Origin of the sequence: Psychroserpens sp. (genome assembly GCF_047633235.1) — a bacterium.
Lineage (GTDB): Bacteria > Bacteroidota > Bacteroidia > Flavobacteriales > Flavobacteriaceae > Psychroserpens.
Genome location: NZ_JBLIET010000001.1, coordinates 142,682 through 156,185 on the forward strand (window position 1 = coordinate 142,682; position 13,504 = coordinate 156,185).

General features: G+C 32.4%; 12 protein-coding genes and 1 tRNA gene. 8 read left to right on the top strand and 5 right to left on the bottom strand.

Going from position 1 to position 13,504, the window contains the following annotated elements; translation table 11 throughout:
• Nucleotides 1-1,734: 1,734 nt before the first annotated feature.
• Together ACJAZK_RS00565 and ACJAZK_RS00570 are read right to left on the bottom strand one after the other, a co-directional pair.
• On the bottom strand, nucleotides 1,735-2,376 hold the full coding sequence (locus tag ACJAZK_RS00565) for a response regulator (RefSeq protein ID WP_415222088.1): 642 nt from the start codon (nucleotides 2,374-2,376) through the stop codon (nucleotides 1,735-1,737).
• A gap of 53 nt (nucleotides 2,377-2,429) precedes the next feature.
• Nucleotides 2,430-2,870 (bottom strand): retropepsin-like aspartic protease, encoded by a 441-nt coding sequence (locus tag ACJAZK_RS00570; protein WP_415222089.1) that lies wholly within the window; start codon nucleotides 2,868-2,870, stop codon nucleotides 2,430-2,432.
• Between the two features lie 212 nt (nucleotides 2,871-3,082).
• On the opposite strand from ACJAZK_RS00570, the gene ACJAZK_RS00575 reads away from it, so the two are divergent.
• The 3 genes from ACJAZK_RS00575 to ACJAZK_RS00585 all read left to right on the top strand — a co-directional run bounded on the left by ACJAZK_RS00575 (nucleotide 3,083) and on the right by ACJAZK_RS00585 (nucleotide 5,028).
• A complete protein-coding gene (locus ACJAZK_RS00575; RefSeq protein WP_415222090.1) occupies nucleotides 3,083-3,850 on the top strand; it encodes a TatD family hydrolase in 768 nt (255 codons plus the stop codon).
• Between the two features lie 3 nt (nucleotides 3,851-3,853).
• Nucleotides 3,854-4,885, top strand: a complete 1,032-nt coding sequence (locus tag ACJAZK_RS00580) for an asparaginase (protein ID WP_415222091.1) — start codon at nucleotides 3,854-3,856, stop codon at nucleotides 4,883-4,885.
• Between the two features lie 58 nt (nucleotides 4,886-4,943).
• Nucleotides 4,944-5,028 (top strand) — tRNA-Ser (locus tag ACJAZK_RS00585).
• Nucleotides 5,029-5,362: 334 nt separating this feature from the next.
• Here ACJAZK_RS00585 and ACJAZK_RS00590 read toward each other — a convergent pair.
• Nucleotides 5,363-6,685, bottom strand: a complete 1,323-nt coding sequence (locus ACJAZK_RS00590) for an ice-binding family protein (protein ID WP_415222092.1) — start codon at nucleotides 6,683-6,685, stop codon at nucleotides 5,363-5,365.
• 534 nt (nucleotides 6,686-7,219) lie between these two features.
• Nucleotides 7,220-8,500, bottom strand: a complete 1,281-nt coding sequence (locus tag ACJAZK_RS00595) for an ice-binding family protein (RefSeq protein ID WP_415222093.1) — start codon at nucleotides 8,498-8,500, stop codon at nucleotides 7,220-7,222.
• A gap of 1,258 nt (nucleotides 8,501-9,758) precedes the next feature.
• Between ACJAZK_RS00595 and ACJAZK_RS00600 the strand changes: the two genes are divergently transcribed.
• The 5 genes from ACJAZK_RS00600 to ACJAZK_RS00620 all read left to right on the top strand — a co-directional run bounded on the left by ACJAZK_RS00600 (nucleotide 9,759) and on the right by ACJAZK_RS00620 (nucleotide 12,959).
• Nucleotides 9,759-10,532, top strand: a complete 774-nt coding sequence (locus ACJAZK_RS00600) for a MotA/TolQ/ExbB proton channel family protein (RefSeq protein WP_415222094.1) — start codon at nucleotides 9,759-9,761, stop codon at nucleotides 10,530-10,532.
• 27 nt (nucleotides 10,533-10,559) lie between these two features.
• Nucleotides 10,560-11,003, top strand: a complete 444-nt coding sequence (locus ACJAZK_RS00605; protein ID WP_415222095.1) for a hypothetical protein — start codon at nucleotides 10,560-10,562, stop codon at nucleotides 11,001-11,003.
• A 10-nt stretch (nucleotides 11,004-11,013) separates the two neighbouring features.
• Nucleotides 11,014-11,637: an ExbD/TolR family protein gene (locus ACJAZK_RS00610; RefSeq protein ID WP_415222096.1), complete on the top strand. Its 624-nt coding sequence runs from the start codon at nucleotides 11,014-11,016 to the stop codon at nucleotides 11,635-11,637.
• Between the two features lie 19 nt (nucleotides 11,638-11,656).
• The gene (locus tag ACJAZK_RS00615; RefSeq protein WP_415222097.1) at nucleotides 11,657-12,133 is read left to right on the top strand and encodes an ExbD/TolR family protein; all 477 of its coding nucleotides are present in this window, start codon (nucleotides 11,657-11,659) and stop codon (nucleotides 12,131-12,133) included.
• A gap of 103 nt (nucleotides 12,134-12,236) precedes the next feature.
• Entirely contained in the window at nucleotides 12,237-12,959 is a 723-nt protein-coding gene (locus ACJAZK_RS00620; RefSeq protein WP_415222098.1) for a porin family protein, read from the top strand.
• Between the two features lie 21 nt (nucleotides 12,960-12,980).
• On the opposite strand, the gene ACJAZK_RS00625 is transcribed toward ACJAZK_RS00620, so the two are convergent.
• On the bottom strand, nucleotides 12,981-13,504 hold a 524-nt coding region (locus ACJAZK_RS00625; RefSeq protein WP_415222099.1), incomplete at its 5' end, for a hypothetical protein.

Sequence of the window (13,504 nt, forward strand, 5' to 3'; positions counted from 1 at the left end):
AACTAGAATTATTTTTATAAGGGATTGTACCTGATTTTTGTTTTTCAGAGTATGGTTTAGCAAAATAGTATATCAAAAATATAGTCAAGATGATGATTAATATTAAAGTGGTTAAGGCAATGATTATTCTTTCCTTTTTTCGTTCTGACTCCGCTTTTCGTTTAATTCTTTTTTTAAGATGAATAAGTTCATGCTTTGAAACTTTTTGAAAAATTTAAATCTCTATTATTAGACTTAAATTTTGGCTTTTTTGAAGCTTTCATAGAACGATTTTGTTTCATTCTATTGTTCATATCCGCAATATGTCCAGCGCCTCCGCTCATTTTATAAATATTTTATTTCTTATTTAGTTTTACTAATTCAGTTTGACTTTCTCAAATGGCATACATATAATAGATATTCCTTCTGTTAATAACTGATAAAAGTTGCTCATAAGCCGACTGTCATAAAAGGTTTTACATTAACAAAACAACCGACAGTGTTTTCTTTAGTCGTGTAAATTAATGGTATTTGGTCTATAGGGTTTTGACATTGGTTATGGTTGCTATTACGACTAGTGAACAATAAAAGTGCAATACAAAATAACTGTGGGTGTTTTATTGAGGTTTGATTTGAATATAAAGTTATAGGTTTTTCTTTTAGGAAGAGTGAAAGTATCGTAAAGTCTATAGAGTTATATCGCATTTTATTAAATTGATAATACAAAAAAGCGCAATTCAAAGACTGAATTGCGCTTTTTATCCCTAATAAAAATAACTAACTAATGACTAAAAGAAATTAACAAGAATGTTAATTGATATGATTAAAATGGCGCTAAAAATTAAGCCAACAATAAACAACTTGTTTGTAAGGCTTTGTTTGTTTTTCATTGTTTCCATTATTATATATTTTTAAATTGTTTCTTCCTATTTCAATAAAGCTCTGAGATTATGAGGAGTCTCAGAGCCCTATATTCCCTAATTAATAGAGTAGTATTAAAAATCCCTATAATCTTAATAACTCTGGTGTAAATTTCGTCAATTAAGTTATACCAAACAATACGTAGTTCTACGTATATTTTGACTTTAAAGTGTTAAAATTTAGTTTTAGGCACAAAAAAACTGCAGAACAAAAAGTTGTAGGGCTGTAATTCGTTTTATTATAAAACACAATTAATTAGTCTCAAGCAATAAGCACGATTTGAGTTTTTAGTTAAATAAAAAACTCTGGTTCATATTGAACTAGAGTTTTTTGATAAATGAAAGTCCTCTTATAGAAATTATTAACACTGTAAATGTCATCATTTAAGCACGAATAGATAATTGTTATTTAATAAAAAACTCTGAATTGATAAACAATTCAGAGTTTAATAACTTAATTCTTCCCTACAAGAATTAATAACTTCACGAACAACAGTGTTAAATTAAAGTTGATCAATACGGAGTTCTGCATATATTTTGATTTCAGATTGTTGAATTTTCACTGTTGTGAAACAAAAAAGCTCTAGGCTAAAATAACTCTAGAGCTTTACTCCTTTTTTGCAAAAGGCAATTGATTAATAGCATTACAAACTTACAGTATTAGGTAGTACCAAACAATACGTAGTTATACGTATATTTTGATTTTAAAGTGTTAAAATTTCGATTATTTTGAATGCATATGAGTTGGAATAAATTACGTTAACAGAGTTAATGTTCTATAAATAAGAGTATTGAATGAATATGTCGCAGTTTTTCACGATAAAGAGAAAGTAGGCTAAAGAAATTTATATGAATTTAAAAATTCTTTATACTCTTTAGCATAGAGTAGAATGCTATTTGATTTGGACTCTAATTTGAGCTTAGTTCGGATATTGCTTTTATGCTTTTCTACAGTTCTATTAGATATGGACAAGTCTTTTGCAATTTCTTTCGCAGTTTTATTATCTGCAATACCCTTAATTACTTTCATTTCGGAGTCTGTTAAGGTTTTTAATGCTTCTGGTGTTTTCTTAATTTCGATATACTCTATGAGTTCTGGACTAAAATAATGGTATTCTCTTAAAATACAGGTTATACAATATTCGAGTTCGGCAATGGCGAACTCTTTTAATATGTAGCCATAAATACCTAAAGATTTTGCCTTATTATAAATCTCTTCACTTTTCTCAAAAGTGATAATAATTATTTTGGTATCGAGATTAGCTTCTTTGCATTTTTCAGCAACTTGTAAACCCGTAAGAATAGGCATTTGTATATCTAATATGGCAATATCTGGTTGGTGTGCATTTATTAGTGTGAAGGCTTCTTTGCCATTTTTTGCACTTGCAATAACATTAAATCCTTTTTCTAATAAGAAGTCTTTCAGGCCTTTTAAAATAAGCGGATGATCATCTGCTATTATGATTGAAGTTGACATTTTGCTATTAATAAGGGGGTTCAAGTATAAAGATAAGAGAATTTACAATTCTCTTACAATTTTAAATACAAGTATTTTTTCTCATAATCAATAACTGCTTTTGATTTTTTTAGAATGTCTGCTCCAATAATACCATCTACAGGTTTAGCATTATGGGTAGTAAGTGCTGTGTTAACATGAGTAAGGTTAAATAAAACTAAAGCAACTTTATTGTTTTTCCATGTTCCAATTTTAACTTTATTTTTTTTAGATACTTTCGTAAGCATATCTATCGCACCAGCCCCAGCTGCTTTTATGGCAGAGTCTTGAGCGATAAGCTTAAATGTTTTAATAGCCTCAAAACCAACACAGGAATTGGATGCACCAGTATCTAAAATAAACCGTCCTTTCACACCATTTATTGTAGCTTTAATTTCAAAATGATTAGTCTTAGTTAACTTCAATTTGATTTTAGTATAGCCTTTATCTAAAAGGTAGTCTTGTAAAGATTCCATAATGCGATAATTTATACAAATATAATCCTATAAATCAAGTATTTTTTATGGAACTCATTTTAGATTCTAGTTTTAAACCGAAAAGTATCCCTTTTGCACTATTATGAGGTTATTCTTTGTCGACATAGGAGCACTACGTTTGTAAAAAAGAATAAAGTTAGACTGTAAAATGGTAATTTTGCAGTGAAACCAAAACTCAAGTCGAGTTCACAATGATAATTACAGATACACATACACATTTATATAGCGACGCCTTTGATGACGATAGAAGTCAGATGATAGAACGAGCTATTTCTCAAAACGTTTCTAGATTTTTTATTCCAGCCATTGATTCTAGTTATACTAAGGCGATGTTAAAACTCGAAGCAGAGTATCCCGAGCACGTTTATTTGATGATGGGTTTACATCCAACATCTGTAAAAGATAATTATAAAGAGGAGTTACGACATGTTGAAGAGTTGTTAGCAAAACGACAATTTTATGCTGTTGGTGAAATAGGTATTGATCTTTATTGGGATACCTCTACACTGGCTATTCAACAAGAGTCATTTAGATATCAAATTAATTTAGCTAAACAGTATGGCTTACCCATTGTTATTCATTGTAGAGACGCGTTTGATGAGGTTTTTGAGGTTCTTGAGGAAGCTAAGGATGACAAGCTCTTCGGAATATTTCACTGCTTCACGGGAACTTTAGAGCAAGCACATAAAGCCATATCATATAATATGAAACTAGGTATTGGTGGCGTTGCAACCTTTAAAAACGGAAAAATAGATCAGTTTTTAAAGGTCATTGATTTGAAACATATTGTTTTGGAGACAGATGCTCCTTATTTAGCACCAAAACCTTATAGGGGAAAGCGTAATGAGAGTAGTTACATTATTAAGGTTGTTGAGAAATTAGCTGAAATTTATAATGTTTCCGAAGAAAAAATTGCCGAAATTACCACAGAAAATTCTAAAGAAATCTTCGGATTATAACTTATGCCAGCAACTCAACCTAATATATTATTGATTTATACAGGAGGTACCATTGGGATGATCAAAGATCCAGAAACTGGTGCTTTAAAATCTTTTGACTTTAATAATCTTCTAAATAATATACCAGAGCTTAAGTTGTTAGATTGCACAATAGAAACAATATCTTTTAAAGATCCTATCGATAGTAGTAATATGAATCCTAAATATTGGGTTCAAATTGCAGAAATAATTCAACGTAATTATAATGATTTTGATGGTTTCGTAGTGTTACATGGAAGTGATACGATGAGTTATTCTGCTTCTGCATTAAGCTTTATGTTTGAGAACCTTGCGAAACCAATCATATTTACAGGATCACAACTACCTATTGGGGATTTAAGAACAGATGCTAAAGAGAACTTAATTACCTCAATACAGATGGCATCTTTACATAAAGGAGGTAGGCCAGTTATTAAAGAAGTGGGCTTGTATTTTGAGTATAAGTTGTACCGCGGAAACAGAACTACAAAAATAAACGCTGAACATTTTGAAGCGTTTGAATCTCTAAATTATCCCCATTTAGCAGAATCTGGAGTTCATTTAAAAGTGAAATATGATGATTTGTTTAAACCCAATGCGCGCAAAAAATTAGTAGTACACAAGAATTTTGAAACTGATATACTATTAATTAAGCTATTCCCAGGAATTAGTGAGTTGGTTTTGACACCACTATTTGATAATCATTATGTGAAGGGAGTTATTATAGAAACCTATGGTGCAGGCAATACAACTACAGAGTTGTGGTTTTTAGAGCTGTTAAAAGCGACTATTAAAAGAGACATACCAATTATTAATGTCACACAATGTTCTGGAGGGAGTGTATCAATGGGTCAATATGAGACCAGCACACAATTAAAAACTATAGGTGTTATCTCTGGTAAAGACATCACTACAGAGGCTGCATTAACCAAATTAATGTTTATGTTGGGAGAAAAAGTGTCAATTAAAACATTCAAGACCATTTTTGAAACGGCATTACGAGGAGAAATGACATAGAAACTCTTAATTACCTTTTTTTAGTTTGATATGAGTTGTATGTTTGCAAACTTAAAATAGAGAGGTGGCCGAGTGGCTTAAGGCGCACGCTTGGAAAGCGTGTATACTTCACGGTATCGAGGGTTCGAATCCCTTCCTCTCTGCAAAAAGCCTACTAAAAGGCAATAAAAACCCTGTAAATTAATGATTTACAGGGTTTTTTATGATTTCTACTATGAGCTAATTAACCAATATATACCTCAAATTATAATTTGCGGTATATAAATTATCAGTATATATTAATTGTAACCTTCACCAGTATTTTTGTCTAATAGATGATATAGTATTTTTCGCTTAGTAGTAATTTTTATCGCTATGAAAGGCAAAGCTGTCGCTTTGTGTCATAGATATAATCAGTTAGAAAGTAGCTTCGATTTAAAAAAAGAATATTGAGATGGATTAGAAAGACTAAATCTATACGTATAAAATTAAAGATACTTATTGATGGTAGGATAGGGTTCTATTAGAAAGGCTCGATTCACCGTCATTAACTTTCCATCGCACTTCAATGACTTCATTTGCAGATAAAGTAGTAACCATGGCCTGAAGATGCACTATCGATCCTAACGTATTAATTGATCTACTAGAATTAGCGACCTCAATACCATTTTGATAAAGACCATAAGTCGTCATCGTATTTAAATTCGTCGATGCTGTTCCAGCTGGGTATTGTGTGCCAGAATGTGTGCCTGTAATTGTCAGGACCCCTAATGCAGTGCCTACATCTCCTGTGATAGAAGACGTTGGAGCATCTGTAATCGCACCAGCAGAACTCCACATCGCAAATGTGGAGAGGAAACCTAAGTCAATATAAGAGGTGCCAGACGGTATTGTGAGAATACAGTCAGCAACAATGCTCACCGCTCCTGCTTTTGTAAACATCCTTCCTTCGAGGTTTGTAGTTGCGCCTAATGAAATCGCTCCAGAAAGAGAGACTAAGGATCCTTTTAGTGCTGTACTAGCACCTGTAGAAATAGCAACATCTGAAACCCAGAAGATGTTATTGGAGCTCGCTCCATTAGTTAAATTTACAACGGTACTAACTCCTGTAGTAAATGCTCCGGGACCTCTAATAATAAATACTGAATTTGTGTCTCCGTCACCATCTAAAGTAAGAGTTCCTGCAATCGATGGAGCTCCAGCCACGTCATAGACTCCTGGCAACAAAATCTCTCCATTCCCAAAAACAAGACCATGAGTTGCATCGGTGACTGGTATTGCCATTAAGTCTTGATATATTTTGTCCATATCGGTAGTGCCTTGGGAAGAGCTAAATGTTTGATTGATTATTTTCTGAGCATTAAATGAAACGTCAAATCTACCCAAAGGAGGCGAAATGGTCATACCTTGTACCAATACATTAGTAGTGGATGTGGTACTAATCTCATTGCCAAAAACAACACAATCTATTCTAGGGTCTACGTTTCCTTTAATACCTATCCAACTAGGCGTAGAGGGTGATCCTATGTTTAATTGACCATCATTTAATGTTGTATTATAAATCATTAAGCCTGTTGCTGGAGAAGCTATTCCATCTCTTTCTAAAGTCGTTAAGCGCGGCATTAAAAGGCCTTTACTATTGGATGAAACATCTAAAACAGAAGAAATATCAGGAGTGGTTGTCCCTATACCAACTTGAGCATAAAGGCCACTTGAAGACAGTATAACAAACGGTATTAAAAAACACTTAATAGTAGTCGTTATTAGTGTTTTTTTTATTGCAATCCAGTAATAACACTTGGTAAGTAATACTGCTTTCATGATATTAGATATTTGTAACACAAAAGTATACTTCAATTAAAAGTTATTTCAAAATTTTCGATTGATGTAAAATATATGACGTTGGTTTGCATTTTGCTGTCGATGAATGGTTTTTATCTTAAGCATTGATTCATGTAGTTTCATTAAAAAAACAAATATAAGGGCCGAGATGTTACTCGATCATTAAACTAAAACTATTTTATGGAGGCAGCCGTTATTTATGGGTACATGAAACTATTAATTTAGGGAGCGAAAAACTGCAAATGAGTTTTTTGTGCTCTATATTAATAGCAGTGTATATTGACATAGTTGGTAAAATTTTTAATTCAATTATATATTTTAATTTATTTGAGAGGTATTCATGATTTGAAATTTCGCTCTTAAAAGTTATAAAGTCAAAAGTTTACGTATTGGGTTGATACCAAAATTCTCATGTTCTCAGTCCTAAATATTATTTTATCTACACTTTTGTTATATGCATAGCGATATTATTGATAGAAACACCAAAATTTATTAGTCTAAAACATACGGTAATTAAAATACAGAGCGAATCAATAATAAGTTTCTATGGTCCAGCGTAGCTTCACCAACATCAACTTTCCAGCGTACTTCAATGACTTCTCCAGCGACTAGTGTAGTAACTTTAGCTTGCAATGATACTACCGAGTTCAGTGAAATAATGGTTCTGCTAGAATTCGCTACCTCGGTCCCATTTTGATAAATACTATAAGTCGCCGTCGTTTCTGAACTTGATATTGTGCCAGCGGGGTATTGTTCTCCAATATGTGTTGCTGCTATGGCTATAGCGCCTAATCCAGTACCAACATCTCCAGTAACGGTAGAACTTATATCAGCTGAAACTGCACCGCTAGAGGTGAACATTGCAAATGAAGAGAGACTCCTTAAGTCAATGGGTGAAATGCCAGTAGGGATTGTTAGAATACAGTGTGCTCCTACACTTAATTCTCCTGCTTTTGTAAACACTCTTCCTTCAATGCTCGTACTTACACCCAATGAAACTGCTCCTGCGCGAGAAATCAAGGTTCCTTTGAATATTGAGTTAGCGCCTGTAGACATGGGTAGTTCCGATACCCAGAATATATTATTTGAGCTAGCTCCATTAATCAAAGTTACAGTTGTGCCAACTCCTGTAGTAAATGGACCTGTGCTTCTTATGATAAATTCAGAATTTGGGTCGCCACCGCCGTCTAATACAAGTGTTCCTGCAATTGATGTTGTTCCAACGAGGTCATATACACCCGGAGGTAAATTCTCTCCATTACCAAAAACAAGAGAGTGAGCGGTATTAGTAGCTGTTATGGACATTAAATCTTGGTATATCAAGTCGATATCAATGAGGCCTTGGGTCGTATTAAAGGGTTGATTGATGGCGGTAGTGGTGTGTTGGCCATTAAATGAAACAGCATAGGTGCCAATTTCAACCGATTTCGTCATGCCTGGTACTAACAAATTGTCAGTGGATATAGTGCTGATATCATCTCCAAAAACGACAGAGTCAATCAAAGGTTCTTGAGGCCCTTTGAGGCCTATCCAATGCGATGTCGAGGGAGTTCCAATGTTTAATTGACCATCATTCAATGTCGTATTGTAAATCATTAAACCCGTCGCTGGAGAGACTATTGCGTCCCTTTCTAATGTGGTTAAGCGTGGCATTAAAAGTCCTTTGCTATTAGAAGAGACATCTAGGATAGAAGAAATATCAGGTGTTGTTGTGCCTATACCAACCTGAGGATAAAGAGCATTTGAAAACAGCAGAATAAGCTGTATTGAGAAACATTTTAAAATAATTTTCATAAGTAAGTTTTTTGTTTTGGATGGCGCAAGATACATAATAATTGCATTTCATCTAACTTTTTATACATTTAATCGATTAAAATTGTAATTATAATTATAAATTTACGACATGTTCAGCCTATTAAAGTGAACTATATCAAAAAAAAATAGACTATTAAGACTGCTTTTTTTTAATGAGAAACATTGAGCAAACTGATAATCAAATTTTTATTTTCTTATCTATAAAGCATAAAATGACCTATAGTAAAGCTCAGTGTTTTTAATTAAATTTCTCTTGTTTTAGTTATCAATATGCGGTAATAAAGTGATGGATATATTTATGACAACTACAATCATGTTTTACGACGGGATTTGATGCACGAAATTTAGTTCTACCTGTTTTATATATTCTGATTTTAGATATGAAAAACGATAATTTTCTTAGTTCATTTTGAGGATGTTTTCTATTACGGTAGTAATCTCTTTTATCCGTGTTTCTCCTTTATTTATATCTTTTACAGAATGTTATTCATGAAGTAATGCCACATCATAAATCTTTCTTTTAGTTTTTTCACTGATCTTGATAGACGATAATTCGCAGTTAAGACTATATGTTTATGAGTTAATTTGTTATCTGAAGTTTTTCAAATGTTCTAATCTTTACTATTAAAAAACTACTAGAGATTGAGAATTTTGGGTCTACTTCAAACGTATTTAGTACATAATCATAATTTGATATGTTGATTACTTCGAACAAAGTGTTTATAATTTAAAACGCATCAAATTGGTGTTTTTTGTGTTTAAAAAAGACCATAATTGGTTAAAAGAGGCTCCTTAAGGTGTGATTTGCAAGATTTAAAGTGCTTTTAAATTAGTTTAAATCAATAAGATTGGGTATCATAGACTTAAAATAAAATATAGATAAGGGCTAAATCAGTTTATTAAATTTATTTCAACCGTAATTTGAGTAAGAACTATCAATTTACGTGATAAATATTAAGGGCTAAATATTCTGAAGCTTAATTGTTTGCAAGTTTTAATGTTTCCGAAGAAAGAAAGAGATTTATACTCATCTAAAATAGGAATATATCAACAAACTATAAGTTTTTCATTTTATAGCTAAATAATCCAAAACATTTTATTTAATTTCGGCATTATTAATAAATGTTAATTGATTAAAACAAGGTTAAAACGTTACAGTCAATTTGTATTTTTATTTTTTAATTCCATTTTTTTTTTATCTTTAACCCTTTAACTAATAAAATTAAGAACAATCACGATGAAAAGACTTTTTTCAATCTTAGCCATAGTAGGTATCATGGCTTTCGGTACTGTTAGTGCAAGTACAAATGCAAACACAGTTGAGACTGCATCAACAGCAGTTACCACTACATTTCAAGACGATATGGCAGCAGACGCTGACAAATCATTTACTCAAGAAGTAAAAGAACGTTTTATTGAAGGTGGTCCATTTTTTATGGGAATTGTATTATTATGTTTAATTCTAGGTTTAGCAATTGCTATTGAAAGAATTATTTATTTAAATCTAGCAACAACAAATTCTAAGAAATTAACTCAAAACGTAGAGGATGCTCTTAATTCTGGTGGAATTGAAGCAGCTAAGGAAGTTTGTAGAAATACAAAAGGACCTGTTGCATCAATTTTTTATCAAGGATTAGATCGAGCAGACGAAGATATTGATGCTGCTGAGAAAGCTGTTGTAGCTTATGGTGGTGTTCAAATGGGACAATTAGAGAAAAATGTTTCTTGGATATCTTTATTCATAGCTTTAGCGCCGATGCTTGGTTTCATGGGTACTGTTCTTGGTATGATTGATGCTTTTGATAAAATTGAAGCTGCAGGTGACATGAATCCTTCATTAGTAGCAGGTGGTATTAAAGTGGCCTTATTAACGACTGTATTTGGTCTTATTGTTGCTATTATATTACAAATATTTTATAATTACATCATCTCTAAAATCGATAGTATTGTTAATGATATGGAAGATTCGTCTATCACATTGATAGATTTGTTAGTAAGACACAAGAAATAATAACCTAATTATTAAATCAAACAGAACATGAATATTCAAAAAATAGTCAAAATTGTTGCTTTAGTAATAGGTCTAATTGCAGTATTCTTTTTAGTGAGAATAATGATGTTAGGAGATGAGGCTATTAAGACAATTCCTGAAAATCAAGGTATTTTATCTGGATTCGCTAATCTTGCTTATATAGTCTTAGCAATAACAGCAATTACTGCTATTGTATTTAGTTTGGTTAACTTAGTTAGCCATCCTGATAAGCTAAAGAAAGCATTAATGTCTTTAGGTGTTTTTGCTCTTGTATTGGCGGTTGCATGGTTTGCATCTTCTGGACAAGAACGATTACTAAGTGACGGTACAACTTTAACTGCAGGTCAATCGCAAATGATTGAGGCTGGAATCAAGGCATTTTATATCTTAATTTTATTAGCAGCAGGTTTAATGTTGTTTTTTGGAGCTAAGAAGATGCTAAGCAAATAATAATGTAATTATGGCAAAACGATCAGCACCAGAAGTTAATGCAGGTTCTATGGCGGACATAGCATTCCTTCTTCTTATATTTTTCTTAGTGACTACAACGATTCCTAAAGATTCTGGAATTAATCGTAAGCTACCTCCTATGGAGCCGCCTAACGATGATGAAGTTATTATTAAGCAGAAGAACATTTTTACGGTTTTAATTAACGGTAAAGACCAATTATTAGTTGAAGATGAGCTCATGGAGCTCAAGGATTTACGTAAAGCTGCTATTGAATTTTTAGATAACGGAGGTTCAACTGACGCTCAAGGTAATAGTTGTGACTACTGCAAAGGCGCGAGAGACCCTAAGTCATCAGATCACCCTGATAAAGCTATTATCTCTCTGAAGAATGAAAGGGAAACATCCTATGCTACTTATATCTCTGTGCAAAATGAATTAGTTGCTGCGTATAATGATTTACGTAATATTAGAGCTTTAGATATAGGATCAAGAAAAGGATTTAGCAACATGGACTTTGTAATGATGGAAAAAAATTATAAGGATACTAATTTCAACGGAAATAAAGAAAAACTTAAGGCGGTCATTGACCAAATTAGACAAGAATATCCTGAGAAGCTCTCTGAAGTACAATAAATAAAAACACGAAAAACTTATGTCTAAATTTAAAAGTAAAAAAGACAATGCCTTACCAGCGGTAAATACGGCATCATTACCAGATATCGTTTTTATGCTATTGTTTTTCTTTATGGTAGTGACAGTAATGAGAGAAGATACTCTCCTCATTGAAAACAGATTACCGCAAGCAGATCAGGTTGAAAAGCTAGAAAAGAAATATCCTATTAGCTATATATATGCTGGGAAGCCTGCGAAAGGGTACGAAAAATTTGGTAAAGAAGCTAGGTTACAACTCAATGATAAGTTTGCCGATATTTCGGATATTAGAGCATTTATCAATGCCGAGAGGGCTGGTATTGCTAGAGAAGAGTTAGTCGATTTTCTAACAGTATCTCTCAAAGTTGATAGAGATGCTAATATGGGTATCGTTGGAGATATCAAAAAGGAACTTAGAGAGGCTAATGCATTAAAAATTAATTATACGGTAGGTACAGGTAGTGCTCTAGATAATTAATATTTGTAGACATCGCACATTATATTTAAAAGCATCCAATTTGGATGCTTTTTTTATGTCTGGAAGAGAAATGTTTTAATACGTATTACGTTATATTTGTACTATGAGGCAGCTTATTTTTTTATCCTTCCTATTGTACTTGCTTCCTGTTTCGGCGCAGATTAGTGAAAACTCGTTTTCTAATGGTAATGACAACGATAGTATTGAGATTGTAGATGAGAACTATAGAGAAGATCAATTTTATATTGCAGTTACTTATAATTTGTTAGGTAATAAGCCAGAAGATGTGTCTCAAAATGGATTCTCAAGTGGATTTCATTTCGGTTTTATTAGAGATATGCCTCTAAACAAAACACGTAATGTAGCTCTTGGATTAGGAGTCGGGATTTCTAGTAACTCCTACAACCAAACCTTATTAATTTCCGAAGATAATAACACTTATAATTATGATGTTTTAGGAGCTGTTTCATTTAGTAAAAATAAGTTTACTACATATTTGGTGGAGTTCCCTTTAGAATTGAGATGGCGAACATCTACTGCAAAAGACTTTGACTTTTGGAGAATATACACAGGAGTTAAATTGGGTTATGTTATCTATAATACTTCTAAATTTAGAGGTAGCCCTGAGGATATTCTGTTATCCAATATTGGAGACTTTAATAGTTTACAGTACGGTATAACACTTAGTGCAGGATATTCGAACGTTAATTTTCATTTCTACTATGCGCTTAATACTATTTTTGATACTAATGCGACATTAAGAAGTAGTGGAGAAAATATAGACATGAACGTTATAAAAATTGGGTTGATTTTTTATATTCTTTAATATTTCAGCTTGTAAACAATATTATATCCAGTAATTAAGTACTATAAGTTGTGGCATCAATCCCACAAGGAAACCGGCTGTTAGTTCAACGGGTGTATGAGCTTTCATGTGAAGCCTTGATGTTGCAATAGCTCCCAAAATGATACACATAAGCGCTAAAGTACCGTTAATATTTATTTTAAAGTGAATTGCTAGAGCCATAGCAAACATAAAAAAACCTGCAGATGCAATCATATGGATACTCGCTTTAAACTTAACAAGTGCTAGCGCAAAACACGTCATTGTAGAGATTAGAATGCCTATAAAGAAGAAATATAGTTCTGGGATTTCATTTTTAGGTAATACTCGTATTACAATAAGAATTATTATAATACTATTTATAAGTAGTGGTATTCTTCGTTCTTTGACTGTTTCGAGATGAAACGTATCTACTTTATTAATTGTTCTTAGTAAGTAGAATAGTAGAATAGGTAATACAATGGTTAAAATTGTAATGGAAAACACTTTGGCTTTCATCACAGATTCTGGAATGAAACGTGGTGTTT